Genomic DNA, 15,441 nt, shown 5'->3' with positions numbered 1-15,441 from the left:
GATCGGTGGAGGGCGGTGCGGAGAGTGCCAGGTTTTCCCGAAGTTGGGGTGGTGGCGGCCCACACCCTCCGTCATCATTCCGGGGCGTGACGAAGTCGCGAGCCCGGAATGACAGAGAGCTAGAGCCGAAACTCGTTGGTCAGTTCGCCGATGCCGTCGATCGTGACGGTCACAATATTCACCGGCTCCTTCATCACGCCGACGCCGACCGAGGTGCCGACGGCGATGAGATCACCGGCAAGCAGGGTCATGTCGTGGGAGATCTTGCTGACCAGCTCCTGCGCGGTGAAGATCATGTCCGAGATCGGATAGTTCTGCCGCTCCGCCCCGTTGAGGATGGTGCGCACGGTGAGCTTGGCCGGATCGAGGCCGGTTGCGATGACGGGGCCGAACGGGCCGTAATCATCGATGCCCTTGGCGCGGGCCCATTGCGGGAAGGTGGGATCGCTGGTCAGGATGTCGTTGGCGGTGATGTCGTTGACGCAGGTGTAGCCGAAGATGAAGCTGTCCGCTTCCGCCGGCGAGACGCGGGCGCAGGTCCTGCCGATGACGATGCCGAGCTCGCCCTCATAGGTGGTCTTGCCGTCGTAATAAGAGGGGCGGCGGATCACGGCGCCCGGCGTCGTGATGCTGGTGGTGGCCTTCAGCAGATAGAGCGGCTCCGGCGGCTCGGGCTGGTTCAGCTTGGCGGCGAGCGCGTGGAAATTATTCCAGAGCGCGACGATCTTGCTGGGCGCGCAGGGTGCGAGCAGCTCGACCTCAGACAGCGCCAGCATCTTGCCGGTGGCTGCGTGGCGGCCGAACATCTCGCCCTCATGCACGCTGATGCCTGAGGCCGTCAGGCTGCCGAACCCGGTCGCACCGCTATGGCGGTAGCGCAGCCATTGTTTCATCTCGCCCGTCATCACGCCACCGCCAGTGCACGGGGATCGGCAGGTGCGGAGACGCCGTCATAGAGGCCGGCGATGCGGGCGCGCTGGGTCACCATCGCCAGCACCGAGTCGAGCGCGGGCGTGGCGATGCCGGTGAGGCGGCCCATCTCCTGCACCACGGTGACGAGCGGATCGATCTCCATCGGACGGCCACGCTCGAGATCCTGGAGCATCGAGGTCTTGTGCGCGCCGACCTTGCGGGCGCCCTCGATGCGGCGCTCGACGTCGACGCGGAATTTGACGCCGAACGTCTCGGCAATGCCTTGCGTCTCCACCATGATCGCGCGCGAGAGCGCACGCGTGGAGGGATCGGTGCAGATCACGTCGAGCGTTGCATGGGTCAGCGCGCTGATCGGGTTGAAGCAGACATTGCCCCAGAGTTTCAGCCAGATCTCGTCGCGGATGCGGTCGAGCACCGGCGCTTTCAGCCCGGCGGCGACGAAGAGATCGGCGAGGCGCTGCACGTCCGGCGTGATTTCGCCGGAGGGCTCGCCGAGCGGAAAATTGTTGCCGTAGACGTGGCGGATCACGCCGGGCGCTTCGATCTCGGTGGCGGGATACACGATGCAGCCGATGGCGCGCTCGGCGCCGATCTCGCGCCACTGCCGTCCGCCGGGGTCGATGCTCTCCAGCGTCGAATTCTCGTATTGGCCGCCGTGCTTGTAGAAATACCAATAGGGGATGCCGTTGACGGCGGTGACGATGCGGGTGTGCGGCCCGAGCAGCGGCTGCATCTTCTCGATCACGCCGGTGATCGAATGCGCCTTCAGCGTGATGATGATGTAGTCCTGCACGCCGAGCTCGGCGGGATCGTCGGTGCAGCGCGGATGCACGGTGTGCTTCTCCTCGCCCGCGAGCAGGGTCAGACCGCGCTCGCGCATCGCGGCAAGGTGGGCGCCGCGCGCGACCAGGCTGACGTCGGCGCCAGCGCGTGCGAGCTGAACCCCGAGATATCCGCCGATCGCGCCGGCGCCGTAGATGCAGATCTTCATGAAATCCTCGCGGGTGTCCGGAATTTTGGGACGAAAGATCCGGTCCGGCTCGGAGAGGTCCGAGCCGGGGCCGGTCGTCGCAGGGGAAGTGTGACGCTCTAAGCTGCTGCTTGCGGCGAGCCGTTGATCGCTTCGTCAACGGCAGCAGCAATGTCGCGCATGCTGATGACGGAGACGAGGCTGTAATCGTCGATGACGGGCAGGTGCCGGATGTGATTGCGGTTCATCAGATGCCGGACGTGCTCGATCGTGTCTGAGGAGGTGCAGGACACGAGCTGCTGCACCGACACGAGCTGCGAGACCTTGACGTTGATGGCGTTGGCACCATGCTCGGCGACGGCGCGCACCACGTCACGCTCGGTGAACATGCCGACCGCGGTGTTGCCTTCGGAACGGACCACGTCCTTGACCACCAGCGCGCTGATGTTGTTGGCGCGCATCAGCTTGGCGGCGATACCCACCGTTTCGTTCATTCGCACCGTGACAACGCGCGGTGTCTTTTTGCGCAGAATGTCTCCGACCAGCATTGCAACCTCCCTGGGTGAATGACAGGTGAAGTGTGGTATACATAATGCCAATCGTCAAGCGTTCGATTTGGCTGATCCGAAAATTCTTGCGGCAGCAATACTGACGTTTGTCATCACGCCAAAATGCAAAAAGGGGCGCATCGCTGCGCCCCTTTCGACCGATTGAAAGGCGTGTGGTCGCTACGCTGTCTCGGTCTTGGCGTTGCCAGTCTTGGTGTTGCCGGTCTTGGCGTTACCCGTCGCGGCATTCGCGCTCTCGGCTTCCTTGCCGAGGATGAAGGAGCGGCGCAGCGGCTTGATCACGAACAGCGCCGTCAGCGCCGCCGTCGCGTTCAGCGCCACCGCGACCACGAACACGGCCTTCCAGCCGTACGTTGCCGAGATCACGCTGGCGAGCGGGACGAGCAGGGATGCCGTGCCCTTCGCGGTGTAGAGCATGCCGTTGTTGGTGGTTGCGTATTTCGAGCCGAACGTGTCGCCGCAGGTGGCGGGAAACAGCGAGTAGATCTCGCCGAACACGCCGAAGTACACCGCGGTCGCGAGCACGAAGACGACAGGGATGTTTCCATAGGCCGACAGCGTCAGCAGCATCAGCGCCGCGGTGCCGAAGGCGATGAACATGGTGTGCTCGCGGCCGATCGTGTCGGAGACCCAGCCGAAGAAGGGACGTCCGAAACCGTCGAAGATGCGGTCGAGAGAGATCGCGAACGTCAATGCCGCCATCTGGAAGCCCGCGAGCGTCACCGGCGTGTCGGCGATCTTGTAGTCGTGCGCGATGGGGCCGATCTGCGCCGCGGTCATCAGGCCGCCGGAGGCGACCATGACGAAAACGAGATACATCACCCAGAAAATAGGGGCGCGCAGCACCTGCGGCGGGGTGAAGTCGATCTTGGTCTGCGGCAGATTGAGCTGCTTCTTCTTCGGCGGGATCGAGATCCGCGGCGGCTGGATGAAGAAGGCGAGCACGAACACGATCAGGCCCTGGCCGATGCCGAAGGTGAGGAACGCGTGCTGGTAGCCGCTCGTTACGATCATGGTCGCGATCGGCACAATGGTGAGCGCGGCGCCTGCGCCGAAGCCGGCGGCGGTCGCACCGGCGGCGAGGCCGCGGCGATCAGGGAACCATTTCAGCGCGTTGCCGACGCAGGTGCCGTACACCGCGCCGGCGCCCATGCCGCCGACGACTGCGGCGGCGTAAAGCAGGGCGAGCGAGTCAGCGTAGGAGTTCAACACCCAGGACAGAGCGATCATGACGCCGCCGAACATGATGACGATGCGCGGACCGTATTTGTCGACGAACCAGGCCTCGATCGGCACCAGCCAGGTCTCGGTGACGACGAAGATGGTGAAAGCGAGCTGGATCGCCGCGCGGCCCCAATGATACTTGGCGTCAATCGGATCGACGAACAGCGTCCAGCCGTATTGCAGGTTGGCGATCATCGCCATGCAGACGATGCCCATGGCGAGTTGGAACCAACGGAAACCGGTGCGAAGAGGCGCGGCTGTGACGGCGCCGTCCGTGCTGGAAATCATCAATAACCTCCCAACGCGCCTGATTGAATGCGACCTGGGATTGCAAGATGACCCAGTGTCGCAAATATTGTGGCTTATCGTCGCAAGCGCGGCGGGGACATTGGTATACCATATTCCAGAAGGCAAGCCCAATCTTGTGACGCAGCGCAAGAAAAGTGCACGGTTCCCTTCAGATCAGCGGTAGCCAAGGCGGGTTCTGTAAAAACGAAAACGCCCGGCCGTGAGGCCGGGCGTCGTGCTTGGTTTAGATGTGGTGGTGCGCGTCAGGCGGCGGCGGTCGATTTCGCGACCACGACCTTGCGCCAGGGCTTGAGCACCATGATCGCCAGCAGCGAAGCCAGGATGTTGGCGCCGGCCGCGATGATGAACACGCTGTCCCACGTGCCCGACGATTGCTGCATGTAGTTGGCGATCGGGACAAGCAGCGCGGCGGTACCCTTTGCGGTGTAGAGCAGGCCCGCATTGGTGGTCGCGAACTTGGCGCCGAACGTGTCGGTGCAGGTCGAGGGGAACAGCGAGTAGATCTCACCCCAGGCGAAGAACACGAAGCCCGACAGCAGCACGAACCAGAGCGGGTCGTGTCCCCAGAGATAGAGCATCCAGATGCCGAACCCTTCCATGCCGAAGGCGATGAACATCGTGTTCTCGCGGCCGATCATGTCGGAGATCCAGCCGAAGAACGGACGCGTCAGGCCGTTGAGCACGCGGTCGATCGTCGCCGCGAAGGTCACGGCCGTCATCGTCACCGCCATCAGCGTCACCGGAACGCTGTCGACCTTCCAGTCGACCGCGATCGGCTTCAGGTTCGCTGTCACCATCAGGCCGCCGGCGCCGACGATCACGAACATGAAGTACATCAGCCAGAAGATCGGCTGACGCAGCACCTCGGTCGGCTGGTAGTTGCGACGTGTCTGCACCAGCGCGGCGTTCGCCGCCACGGCCGGCACCTGGCCTGGCTTCGGCGCCAGCAGGAAGAAGGCGAGGATGCAGATGACGATGCCTTGTCCGAGGCCGAAATAGAGGAAGGTGGTCTGGAAGCCACTGTCCTTGATCATGGCCTGGATCGGCGCGACGGTCAGTGCAGAGCCTGCACCGAAGCCGGCCGCCGTGATGCCCGCAGCAAGACCGCGCTTGTCGGGAAACCATTTCAGCGCATTGCCGACGCAGGTGCCATAGACGCCGCCCGCGCCGATGCCCGCGATGATCATGCCGAGATAGAAGCCGTTGAGCGTGGTGGCCTGCGCGTTGATCGCCCAGCCGATGGCGCAGAGAATGCCGCCGATCAGCACGACGATGCGCGGGCCGTATTTGTCGACAAACCATCCTTCGACCGGCACCAGCCAGGTCTCGAACAGCACGAAGAGCGTAAAGGCCCATTGGATCGAGGCGCGATCCCAGCCGAACTTTTTCTGGATGTCGGGGACGAAGAACGTCCAGCCGTATTGATAGTTGGCGATCATCACCATCGCCGCTACACCGACCGCCAATTGCGCCCAGCGATACGTGTCGCTAACCCGCGCGGCGGTTGGAGCCGTTGCCTGCACCATGTCCGTCATAAAGCCTCCCGTGGCGCCTCTAATTTTTCTGCGAGCGCTGGAGAGGCATTCTTGTATTCATTATGCCAAGGTTCAAGCGCTGGTCCGCTCACCGTGCGCAAATGCCGCAGACCTTTGCGGCCTGGGCGTGTGAATCGGACAACGCAAATAGAAATGGCCCCGTCCTGCGGGGCCATTCATCAAAAGTAGCATGTGGACGGTTCTGAAACCGGCGCGTCGCGCTTGCCGCGCGGGAGGCGCTGCTTACAGGCCGAAGCGGGGCAGGTCGCCGTTGTGATTCGAAATCTCGGCGCTCGCCATCAGGAAGCGGTCGACCGCGGCCAGGAAGCGGGTGAACAGCGAGGCGGAGGGGGCGAGCGCGACGGAAGCGGCTTTGGACATCGGAATTCCCTTTCTCGAGACAGTCAGTATTGCTGTCTCATTTCGAAGGGCAATTTATGTATACCAGATGCCACTGTCTATGCATGCCATTGCATAGCAGCATGCGTCATCCCGCATTGCGGCATAATGATGCGTTAAAGCGGCCGTTCCGGGCTGAAAATTGCAAAACGGCTGCTGAAGCCGCGCATTTGAGCGGATTTGGACGGAATCCCTGCGGATCCGGGCCTTGGCAGGGCAGGTCAAAGCCGTTAGTGGTCTGCCCCCTTCCAACCAACTGTCAGAGTGTTTCATGTCGAGCGCCTCGGCCGCCGTCTCGATCGGCATCGATTTTGGGACCAGCAACACGGTCGTCGCGATCGCGGCGGACGACCGCCGGGTCGAGGCCATCCGCTTCGACCACGGCGGACAACGGCACAGCGTCTACGTGTCGGCCCTGTGCTTCTGGGAGGACCGGCCGGGAGCCGGAGCCCAGGCCGAGGGCGGCCCGTGGGCGATCGAGCAGTTCCTCGAAGGCCGCCACGTCTACCGCTTCCTCCAGTCGTTCAAGACCTTCGCTGCGAGCAGCAGCTTCAACACCACGCAGGTGTTCCGGCAGCGCTACAAGTTCGAGGATATTCTGGCGGCGTTCCTGCGAACGCTGGCGCGCCATGGCGGAGACAGGTTCGGCTTCGAGACGTCAACCATCACGGTCGGCCGCCCGGTGCGCTTCGCCGGTGGCAATCCCGACGAGGCGCTGGCGATGCAGCGCTATCGGGCCGCATTCGAACGCCTGGGCGCCGGCCACGCGCGCTATGTCTACGAGCCCGTGGGCGCCGCGTTCTCGTTCGCCCGCCGGCTGGAGCGCGATGCCACCGTGCTGGTTGCGGATTTCGGCGGCGGCACCAGCGATTTCTCCGTGATGCGTTTCTCGCGCGTGGGCGGTGCCTTGCGTGCCGAGCCGCTTGGACACGCCGGCATCGGGATTGCAGGCGACACGTTCGATTACCGCATCGTCGACCACGTCGTCTCGCCGCGGCTGGGCAAGGGGTCGAGCTTCCGCTCGTTCGACAAGGTGCTGCCGGTCCCCACCGGCCACTACACCAACCTCGCGCGCTGGCATCAACTCGCGATGATGAAGAGCAACGGCGATCTGCGCGAGCTCCGCGAGCTTGCGCGCACCGCGCTGAAGCCTGCTCTGCTCGAGGACTTCATCACCATCGTCGATCTCGACCTCGGCTTCTCGCTGTACCGCGCGGTGTCCGACGCCAAGGTGGCGCTGTCGGCGCACGATCAGGTGGAATTCCGCTTCAAGGGCGGCGGGGTCGATATCGGCTCGACCATCACGCGGAAGAATTTCGACACCTGGATCGCCGACGATATCGCCCGGCTGGGTGCCACGGTCGACAAGGTGCTGGGCGAAGCCGGCATCACCGCGCGTGAGGTGGAAAAGGTGTTTTTGACCGGCGGGACCTCGTTCGTGCCCGCCGTCCGAAAGCTGTTCGCCGAACGGTTCGGCAACGAACGGCTGATGTCGGGCGACCAGTTCGAGTCGATCGCCTACGGCCTCGCGCTGATCGGACATAGCCCCGACCCCGATCGCTGGACCGCAGGCGGCGGGATAGAGCCGAGAGCGGGCGCGTAGGCCCTTTGCGCGATTTGAGTGCGCGCCTCGTCCTTCGAGACAGCCGCTTCGCGGTTTCCTCAGGATGAGGCTAAGCAGCATTGGCGCCCGCTGAAATTGCTGCCGTGCCCTCCTTCCTCATCCTGAGGAGCCCGCAAAGCGGGCGTCTCGAAGGATGGCCACAATGAAGGTGCGCGTCAGTGCCGTAGGGTGGGCGTGCCACCATCTTTCCGAGGTTGAGAGAGATTGGCGGGCACGCTGCGCTTTGCCCACCCTACGATACTGATGTTGCCGCTACTGGTTGATCTCGGGCTCGACGAGCTTTGCCAGATTGCGCAGCGATTCCTGCCAGCCGAGATAGCAGGCCTCGGGCGGGATGACGTCGGGGATGCCGGCCTGGGTGATGTCAACCTCGGTGCCGACCGAGACCTTCTTCAGCGTCACGGTCACCTCGATCACGCCGGGCAGATTGGGGTCGTCGAATTTGTCGGTGTAGCGGAGCCGTTCGCCGGGGACGAGCTCGAGATACTCGCCGCCGAAGGCGTGGCTGTTGCCCGTCGTGAAATTCCGGAACGACATCTTGAACGTTCCCCCGACCTTGGGCTCGAGGTGATGGACGGTGCAGGTAAAGCCATTCGGCGGTAGCCATTTCGCCAGCGCATCCGCCTCGAGGAAGGCGCGATAGACTTTCTCCGGGCTGGTCGAGAGAACGCGGTGCAGACGTACAGTGCTGGGCATGTTCTTTCATCCTCTTGCATTGATGGGCCCGACCTTGGCGTCTACGGCCCATTCATGTCTCAAGGACGACCGGGATGCCGCCGATCCGACATGGCATTGCAGATAAACGGGGGCCGCCGAAACCGGCGGCCCTGGATGTTGTCTTTGATGCTGTCTTTGAAGTTGTTCGGATCGGTTTGCCGCTCACCGCGTCCAGTCTTCACCCGCGCACAACGTTCCCATGCAGCCCCGGACATTGAGATTGCCCGAAGGCAGCAAGGTGACGGTGCTCGCATAGGTCTTTCCGTCGTCGGCATTGTAGATCCTGCCCGACCATTGATTGGCGCCGGCCGCCTGCATGTCGATGAACAGGGAGATGCCGACGATCTTCCGGCCGCGCAACGCAGGATCGCCGTTATGGTCGTCGAGCTGCGCCTTGCCCGTCTTCTTGTCGATCGGCTCCTTCAGCCAGACGACCCTGCCGCATAGCGCATTGCCGCAACGGCTCACCTTGATCCTCGCGTCGCCCGACTGTGTCAGCCAGACGCCGGCGGGACCGCTGGCCGTTGCGGCTTCGGCGTTTCCAAGCGGGGAGATGGACAACAGCGCTGCGAGCAGGTGCCGGACGAGGGTGGAACGCATGGGGGCTCCATGTTGGATAAATTGTCATGAAATATTTCATGATAAACGATCAATATATCGCGCTTAAGGTTGGGTCAATCACACGGAACATGCATATTAGGGGAGGTTGGTTGCCTGGAAATTGCGGAGTGCTTGGAGATGGGTGTGGCGGAGATATCGGTACGGGAGGCCCGGCAGAGCTGGTTCCGGCGTCTCGATCTTGCGTTCTGGGCGATCTGGGCGGCACTGCCGGTGGTGGTGTGGCTCGCCTACCTCCGGAGCACGACCGCCTCCGCCTCGATCGCGGCGAGCCTTGGTCCCGACCAGGTGAAATGCGCAGGCCTCGTCGCCAATCCGCTCGAGATGTCGCGCCCGGGACAGCTGTTGTTCTGGACGCTATTTGCGCTTCAGCTCTCGTTCTTCGCCGTGTTGATCGGCATCCTGCACCGTATGGTGCACCGATTCGCACGCGGCCGGATCTTCGTATCCGAGACGCTTCAGGGCGTGTGGTGGATGGGGATCATTCTGGTGATCTGGCCGTTCATCGACCTGATCACCGGCAACGCGGTGGCTTATGCCTTGCACGAGATCGGCGACGTCAAGTTCTTCCTGCCGTCCTACAACCTCGACATCGGCACGATCGCGGGCGGGATGTTCCTGATGGCGCTGAAATTCGTCATCGAGCACGCCATCCTGCTGCAGTCCGAAAACGAGCTGACGATCTGAGGTGAATGCTGGTGCCGATCGTCGTGAACCTCGATGTCATGCTTGCGAAGCGGAAGCGCCGCCTCGGGGACCTTGCCGACGCAATCGGCATTTCCATCCAGAACCTGTCGGTCCTGAAGACGGGCAAGGCGAGGGCGATGCGCTTCTCGACCCTGGCCGCGATCTGCCGCGAGCTCGATTGTCAGCCCGGAGACATCCTCGAATATGTCGCGGGCGAGGAGGGAAGCGACGGGGACGCAGGCGAGGGGAGCTGAGCTCACGCCTGGCGTGACTTGTGCGCCTTCGGGCTGCACGCGAGAACCTGAAACACATCATCCATGTGCAACGGTTGGCCGTTTGCGCGCTCACTCGAATCGAGTTCGCCTGGTGAGAGCTCTACCTCGCGGGCCGGCCGGACGATCGATCCGTCAGATCGCTGCCACATCCTGCGGCGTCATCGTGAAGGCGAGCCGGTAGCGGCCGATCGTCGGATTGTCCTGCGCGCCCAGAGCGCCAAGCGCCGCCGGCGAAAGTCGGTCGGCGGTCACCTGCTCGATCGCGTCGGCATCGTAACCAGACAGCAGCATGATCCAGTCGGCGGCCCCGTCCTTGCCGCGGATCTGCTGCTCGGTGGTGGGCGAGCTGGTCCGGGGCGTGTCGGTCAGGAGGAGGTGGGCGCCGGTCAGTCCCGGCATCTGCGCCAATTTGCCGAGCATCTCCGAGAGATGTGTCTGCAACTCCGCCTCGCGCCCGGCCTCCGGCGAAAGCCGGATGGTGGCGAGCGAGGTCGCGACGCCACCGCCAAAGCTGGCGGCGACGCGGCACTGGCTGCGGACCATGCCGAGATGATGCGGCATCATCTTGGTCGACCATGGCGTCGGCGCGTTGAGCCGATCGAGATATCCCTTCGACGTGAGCACCTCGTACCGCTCCAGCTCGTACAGCACGAAGAAGCCTTCGGTGTCCGTCGTGCTGGTCCAGCGAGATCCGCGCCGGAAGCCGGGAATGCTCATCCGCTCGGGAAAATGTTCGTGGGAATGCCAGTCGCCGAACTCCGCACGCTGCTCGGGGCGGACGCTCCACCACATCGCGACGGCGGCCTTACCGAGCAGTGACATGCTGACCTCCCTGTTTTCCAGCACCTTGCCTTGACGCCAACGCCGGGAGCAAGTCGTTCACGCTTCCAGTCCGACCCCGTACTGTCAGGTGCGATCTGCGATCCCTTCGCGGTGGTGCCCGCACGTGTGGCGCTTGGCAGCCTTTCGGTGCCCGTAGTCGATTTTGGCTGGAGGGAGAGTGGTGCGGTTCTTCCGAGAGCAGCTTGCTGGTGGTGTACGGTGAGCGCTCGATAACGCGACATCGTGTCGACGCTCTCAGGCGAGCACGGTCAGCTGGCACCAATCGCGGCTGCGAACGCGCAACTCACCTTGTCTCAGGCGCCTTTCGGGCCTGAATCCTCAAAGTTGAAAAAGTTCCACTGCGGCCCATGAGGCATTAAATCCCGCCAAGCCTTGCAACTGGCGATGATGGGGTATACCGTGATGCTTGTTCGTTCAGCCGCTGTGCCTTGTTGAATGCGCCCGCGGGCTCCTTTTCCAGAGACATCGACGAATTGAATCTGGTTCCGCGTGAGTGTCACGCGGAATATGCGCGTATGCGCTTTGGAGAAGAATAATGACGACAGGTACCGTGAAGTGGTTCAACGGCCAAAAGGGCTTTGGATTCATTCAGCCCGACGACGGCGGCAACGATGTGTTCGTTCACATCAGCGCGGTCGAGCGGGCTGGTCTCTCAGGTCTCGCCGAGGGCCAGAAGGTCAACTTCGAGGCCAAGACCGACAAGATGCGAGGCAAGGTCAGCGCAGAGAATCTCTCGCTGGCTTAAGATACTGCGCCGTTTCACGGATGTACTGAAACGGCCACGCTGCCCGCTCGATCCCAGGGATTGAGCGGGTTTTGTCCGTTGTCGGAGTGGGTGAAGCATGAGCGGCAAGAAGTCGGCTGAACCGTCACCCCAAAGCATTGCGCGTTCCAACCGTCAGCGTTTGGCGGCCGAGGAGGGAACGCGGGCCATGGCGGACGTCGAAAGACAGGCCGTCGATGTTCGCAAGAACATGGCGCGGCTTCGCGAGCTGCGCGAAGCCAAGGAAGCGGCCGATGCAACTCTTCAAGCATCGTTGCCGGCGCCGACCCTGACGAAGCGCAAGAGAAAGCTGTCGCAGTAGTCGATTTCAACAGCGCCGACGAAAATCTGGAGAGGGCCGGTCACATGCCAAAGAGTGCGGATCGTGCCTAGGGTCAAGTCGGACAGCGGCGGCACAATCACCTTCTTTCTCGCGCTTGGCGCAGGCCGGCAGATGTGCCGCCTTGCGACTACGTTCCAGACGCAGAAACAGGCCTTCAGCTATCTTCAGAAATACCGGACGGAGTTCGAGCGCATTGCGCGGAGCCGGCTGGCTTCCGGCGAGCTCGAAGACGGGATCGTCGTGCTCTCGATGCTCTAAAGCATGAGCCGGAAAAGTGCGAAGCGGTTTTCCGAAAAGATCATGCTCAAGCAATAACCTAAAGTGCGAGACGATTTATTCCGATCTCATCGCGCTTTAGGTCCGGCATCGATTTCGACGCAGCGCCTTCAGCGCGACCTTCAATCGCCCGGACATAAGATCGTAACCAGCCAGAGAGCGTTTCCTATTCGGAGCGGTTTCCCGACTTGGCCTCGCGGGCCAATCGCTCCGCCTTCAGGCGCTCGCGGTTCTCGTTGAAGGAGTGCTGGTCCTTCGCATAGTCATTCATCGGCTTCTGCGTTTTGACAGGCTTGAACGCCTTGTTGGCTTCACGCTTGGCCCGATCCGAGGATTGATCTCTCAACATTTCGACCTCGTTTTGATCAACAAGCTGTGACAGGACAAGTGCTGGCCGACGCCTCCCACCCGCAAACGCTGTGCGTGGGCTTGCTACCTTTCGGGGCGAGAAGAAGACCAATTCTGCAGCGTTGCGCAGATGCTTTTGCGATGTGTTTCAGTTACTCGCCTTGGCGGCTGCGTTGCTCGTACGTCGGGATAGCACGCCGGCTTAGCTAACAACGGCACGCCGCCGCTTATGTTCCAGGGACCCTGCGGACTGGCGCCAGGTTTGCGATAGTGCGATGGTCCCGCCGCAATGTCAGGAGATGTGTAATGTTCGGTGTGAACGACGGGGAGACAATCCCCGCGAAGGAAAGGCCGCAAAGGTCTCAAAGATGGACCGGTGAAGATGCATGGGCGGCTTACCAGCTTCCCTTCAACGATCTGCTCTTCCGTTCACAATCCGTACATCGGGAGCATTTTGACCCAAATCGCGTGCAGTTGAGCCGGCTGCTGAACATCAAGACAGGTGGTTGTCCGGAAGACTGCGGTTACTGCAGCCAGTCGTCGCATCATGCGACCGCTCTTGCAGCCTCCAAGTTGATGGAGGTCGGGAAGATCGTTGCCGAGGCACGTAAGGCAAAAGACAGCGGCGCGACGCGTTATTGCATGGGGGCGGCCTGGCGCAATCCGAAGCCGCGCGACATGGATGCCATTGTCGAGGTCGTCGGAGCCGTGAAGGAGCTCGGGCTCGAGACCTGCATGACGCTCGGCATGCTCGACCGGGATCAGGCCGACCGGCTGAGTGCAGCCGGGCTTGATTACTACAATCACAATATCGATACCTCGGAGCGCTACTATCCGAGCGTCATCTCCACCCGCACATTCGCCGATCGTCTCGACACACTGGAGCATGTCCGCGAGGCCGGCATGAAAGTGTGCTGCGGCGGAATTCTCGGTATGGGTGAGAGCGAACAGGACCGCGTCGACATGCTGGTCACGCTCGCCAACCTCCCGGAAGCGCCGGAGAGCGTGCCGATCAACATGCTGATCCCGATTCCGGGAACGCCGATGGCGAAGGCGACGCCGATAGGTCCTATCGAGTTCGTGCGCATTGTCGCGCTGGCGCGTATCATGATGCCGGCCTCTTTCGTGCGACTCTCGGCGGGGCGGTCGGCGATGACCGACGAGATGCAGGCGCTGTGCTTCTTTGCCGGTGCAAACTCGATCTTTGTCGGCGACACGCTGTTGACTGCGGGCAATCCGCAGGACGAAGCCGATCGGAAGTTGTTTGGCCGGCTGGGGCTGGAGGCCCTCTGACCTTTTTTGCAAGCCGCTGAGCCGCTTTCCCGATCATGCCCTGGCCGTTGGGTGGTTTGTCCGACGAACAACCCCTCGGCCGCTCTTCGCCGGGCAGGATATTGGCTTTGTCGGATCATGGCATAATGCACCTGTTTTGCCCGACGTGTCAAAGGGCGTTTCGTAAAATACGAAATCGTCTTGTGGCCAAGGGGTTAGCTACTGTGCATGGGGTTGTTTTTCAGTTTTTAAGTTTGAGCCGCGACCGCACGGCCTTCTGAAGCAAAAAGGGCCGCCCCTTCGGGCGGCCCTTTCCTCTTGGCTTGAACTAGATCCGCTTACTCAGCGGCCTGCTTCTGCGGCGGGTCGAGCGCGCCGGATTTGTGGATGTCGGCGACCTGGTGATCGCTGAAGCCGAGCACGCTGCGCAGGATCTCGTCGGTGTGCTCGCCGAGCAGCGGGGAGCGCTCCACCTCGCTCGGAGAATCCGACAGCTTGATCGGGTTGCCGACCGAGATGTACTTGCCGCGGGTCGGGTGATCGACCTCGACCACGGTCCCGGTGGCGCGCAGCGACTGGTCCTCGGCGATCTCCTTCATCGACAGGATCGGCCCGCAGGGGATGTCGTCCTTGTTGAGGATTTCCATCGCCTCGAATTTCGTCTTCGTCATCGTCCACTGTTCGATGCGGCCGAAGATCTCGTTGAGGCGCGGCAGGCGGACCGCGGGCTTGGCGTAGTTCGGATCGGTCTTCCAGGTGGGCTCGCCGATCACGTCGCAGATCTTCTCCCAGACCGGAGCCTGGGTGATGAAGTAGATGTAGGCGTTGGGATCGGTCTCCCAGCCCTTGCACTTCAGGATGCGGCCGGGCTGGCCGCCGCCGGAATCGTTGCCGGCGCGCGGCACGGCGTCGCCGAACGGAATGCCTTCGCCGAACTGGCTGTATTCTTTGAGCGGACCATGCGCGAGGCGCTGCTGGTCGCGCAGCTTGACGCGGGCGAGGTTGAGCACGCCGTCCTGCATCGCCGCGGTGACCTTCTGGCCCTTGCCCGAATGCGTGCGCTGATAGAGCGCGGTGACGATGCCGAGCGCCAGGTGCAGGCCGGTGCCGCTGTCGCCGATCTGCGCGCCGGTGACGAGCGGCAGGCCGTCGCGGAAGCCGGTGGTCGAGGCGGCGCCGCCGGTGCACTGCGCGACGTTCTCATAGACCTTGCAGTCTTCGTAGGGGCCAGGGCCAAAGCCCTTGATCGAGGCGACGATCATCTTCGGGTTGATCGCCTGGATCTTCTCCCAGGGGAAGCCCATGCGGTCGAGCACGCCGGGGCCGAAGTTTTCGACCAGCACGTCGCACTTCTTGATCAGCTCGGTGAGGACTTCCTTGCCCTTGGGGTTCTTGGTGTCGAGCGTGATCGAGCGCTTGTTGTGGTTGAGCATGGTGAAATACAGGCTGTCCACGTTCGGGATGTCCTGCAGCTGGCCGCGGGTGATGTCACCCACGCCCGGACGTTCCACCTTGATCACGTCGGCGCCGAACCATGCCAGCAGCTGCGTGCAGGTCGGCCCGGACTGGACGTGGGTGAAGTCGAGAATGCGAACGCCCTTGAGCGCTTTGGTCATCGTATTGCTCCGTACTCTGTGTCTGCCCCTGCACCCGGCAGGGAATAGGGTTGAAGGAGAGGAGGCTAAAGCGCGCTTGGCGCTTCAGCTCTTTTGTTTGGGCATGATCTCTTCGGAAAA

The 15,441-nt window shown here is 62.6% G+C and carries 19 protein-coding genes; 8 read left to right on the top strand and 11 right to left on the bottom strand.

Going from position 1 to position 15,441, the window contains the following annotated elements; genetic code table 11:
- Nucleotides 1–119 precede the first annotated feature (119 nt).
- From OWC48_RS03760 to oxlT (OWC48_RS03745), 4 genes are all read right to left on the bottom strand, one after another.
- Nucleotides 120–905, bottom strand: a complete 786-nt coding sequence (locus OWC48_RS03760; RefSeq protein ID WP_282518731.1) for a fumarylacetoacetate hydrolase family protein — start codon at nt 903–905, stop codon at nt 120–122.
- The gene (locus OWC48_RS03755) at nt 905–1,924 is read right to left on the bottom strand and encodes a 2-dehydropantoate 2-reductase (protein ID WP_282518730.1); all 1,020 of its coding nucleotides are present in this window, start codon (nt 1,922–1,924) and stop codon (nt 905–907) included. Before OWC48_RS03755 ends, OWC48_RS03760 begins: the two co-directional genes overlap by 1 nt.
- 98 nt (nt 1,925–2,022) lie before the next feature.
- A complete protein-coding gene (locus OWC48_RS03750; RefSeq protein ID WP_282518729.1) occupies nt 2,023–2,451 on the bottom strand; it encodes a CBS domain-containing protein in 429 nt (142 codons plus the stop codon).
- A 180-nt stretch (nt 2,452–2,631) separates the two neighbouring features.
- Nucleotides 2,632–3,984, bottom strand: coding sequence for an oxalate/formate MFS antiporter (oxlT, locus tag OWC48_RS03745; RefSeq protein WP_282518728.1), 1,353 nt, complete (start codon nt 3,982–3,984; stop codon nt 2,632–2,634).
- Here oxlT (OWC48_RS03745) and OWC48_RS03740 point away from each other — a divergent pair.
- A complete protein-coding gene (locus tag OWC48_RS03740; RefSeq protein WP_282518727.1) occupies nt 3,971–4,168 on the top strand; it encodes a hypothetical protein in 198 nt (65 codons plus the stop codon). The genes oxlT (OWC48_RS03745) and OWC48_RS03740 overlap by 14 nt on opposite strands.
- 79 nt (nt 4,169–4,247) lie before the next feature.
- Here OWC48_RS03740 and oxlT (OWC48_RS03735) read toward each other — a convergent pair whose 3' ends face one another.
- Nucleotides 4,248–5,540: an oxalate/formate MFS antiporter gene (gene oxlT / locus OWC48_RS03735; RefSeq protein ID WP_282518726.1), complete on the bottom strand. Its 1,293-nt coding sequence runs from the start codon at nt 5,538–5,540 to the stop codon at nt 4,248–4,250.
- Nucleotides 5,541–5,783: 243 nt separating this feature from the next.
- Entirely contained in the window at nt 5,784–5,921 is a 138-nt protein-coding gene (locus OWC48_RS03730; RefSeq protein WP_282518725.1) for a hypothetical protein, read from the bottom strand.
- Nucleotides 5,922–6,210: 289 nt separating this feature from the next.
- On the opposite strand from OWC48_RS03730, the gene OWC48_RS03725 reads away from it, so the two are divergent.
- A complete protein-coding gene (locus tag OWC48_RS03725) occupies nt 6,211–7,542 on the top strand; it encodes an Hsp70 family protein (RefSeq protein WP_282518724.1) in 1,332 nt (443 codons plus the stop codon).
- Nucleotides 7,543–7,815: 273 nt separating this feature from the next.
- Here OWC48_RS03725 and OWC48_RS03720 read toward each other — a convergent pair whose 3' ends face one another.
- Nucleotides 7,816–8,259: an SRPBCC family protein gene (locus OWC48_RS03720; protein WP_282518723.1), complete on the bottom strand. Its 444-nt coding sequence runs from the start codon at nt 8,257–8,259 to the stop codon at nt 7,816–7,818.
- 183 nt (nt 8,260–8,442) lie between these two features.
- Nucleotides 8,443–8,880, bottom strand: coding sequence for a DUF2147 domain-containing protein (locus OWC48_RS03715; RefSeq protein WP_282518722.1), 438 nt, complete (start codon nt 8,878–8,880; stop codon nt 8,443–8,445).
- Nucleotides 8,881–9,024: 144 nt separating this feature from the next.
- Here OWC48_RS03715 and OWC48_RS03710 point away from each other — a divergent pair, with 144 nt between their 5' ends.
- On the top strand, nt 9,025–9,585 hold the full coding sequence (locus OWC48_RS03710) for a DUF2975 domain-containing protein (RefSeq protein WP_282518721.1): 561 nt from the start codon (nt 9,025–9,027) through the stop codon (nt 9,583–9,585).
- 11 nt (nt 9,586–9,596) lie between these two features.
- Nucleotides 9,597–9,839, top strand: a complete 243-nt coding sequence (locus tag OWC48_RS03705) for a helix-turn-helix transcriptional regulator (protein WP_282518964.1) — start codon at nt 9,597–9,599, stop codon at nt 9,837–9,839.
- 153 nt (nt 9,840–9,992) lie between these two features.
- Here the strand turns inward: OWC48_RS03705 and OWC48_RS03700 are convergent, their stop codons facing one another.
- Nucleotides 9,993–10,682: a hypothetical protein gene (locus tag OWC48_RS03700; RefSeq protein WP_282518720.1), complete on the bottom strand. Its 690-nt coding sequence runs from the start codon at nt 10,680–10,682 to the stop codon at nt 9,993–9,995.
- 556 nt (nt 10,683–11,238) lie between these two features.
- Between OWC48_RS03700 and OWC48_RS03695 the strand changes: the two genes are divergently transcribed.
- The 3 genes from OWC48_RS03695 to OWC48_RS03685 all read left to right on the top strand — a co-directional run bounded on the left by OWC48_RS03695 (nt 11,239) and on the right by OWC48_RS03685 (nt 12,067).
- Nucleotides 11,239–11,448, top strand: coding sequence for a cold-shock protein (locus tag OWC48_RS03695; RefSeq protein ID WP_028151479.1), 210 nt, complete (start codon nt 11,239–11,241; stop codon nt 11,446–11,448).
- A gap of 97 nt (nt 11,449–11,545) precedes the next feature.
- The gene (locus OWC48_RS03690) at nt 11,546–11,788 is read left to right on the top strand and encodes a transcriptional regulator (RefSeq protein WP_282518719.1); all 243 of its coding nucleotides are present in this window, start codon (nt 11,546–11,548) and stop codon (nt 11,786–11,788) included.
- 54 nt (nt 11,789–11,842) lie between these two features.
- Entirely contained in the window at nt 11,843–12,067 is a 225-nt protein-coding gene (locus OWC48_RS03685) for a hypothetical protein (RefSeq protein WP_282518718.1), read from the top strand.
- A gap of 184 nt (nt 12,068–12,251) precedes the next feature.
- Here the strand turns inward: OWC48_RS03685 and OWC48_RS03680 are convergent, their stop codons facing one another.
- Complete coding sequence (locus OWC48_RS03680; RefSeq protein WP_282518717.1) at nt 12,252–12,434, bottom strand: hypothetical protein; 183 nt, start codon at nt 12,432–12,434, stop codon at nt 12,252–12,254.
- Between the two features lie 305 nt (nt 12,435–12,739).
- On the opposite strand from OWC48_RS03680, the gene bioB reads away from it, so the two are divergent.
- Nucleotides 12,740–13,726, top strand: a complete 987-nt coding sequence (gene bioB, locus OWC48_RS03675; RefSeq protein WP_282518716.1) for a biotin synthase BioB — start codon at nt 12,740–12,742, stop codon at nt 13,724–13,726.
- 317 nt (nt 13,727–14,043) lie between these two features.
- Here bioB and frc read toward each other — a convergent pair whose 3' ends face one another.
- Nucleotides 14,044–15,321 (bottom strand): formyl-CoA transferase, encoded by a 1,278-nt coding sequence (frc, locus tag OWC48_RS03670; protein ID WP_282518715.1) that lies wholly within the window; start codon nt 15,319–15,321, stop codon nt 14,044–14,046.
- Between the last annotated feature and the right edge of the window lie 120 nt (nt 15,322–15,441).

It is taken from the genome of Bradyrhizobium sp. Arg816 (assembly GCF_029989365.1).
Classification (GTDB): Bacteria; Pseudomonadota; Alphaproteobacteria; order Rhizobiales; family Xanthobacteraceae; genus Bradyrhizobium.
This window is presented reverse-complemented; position numbering and strand designations above follow the sequence as displayed.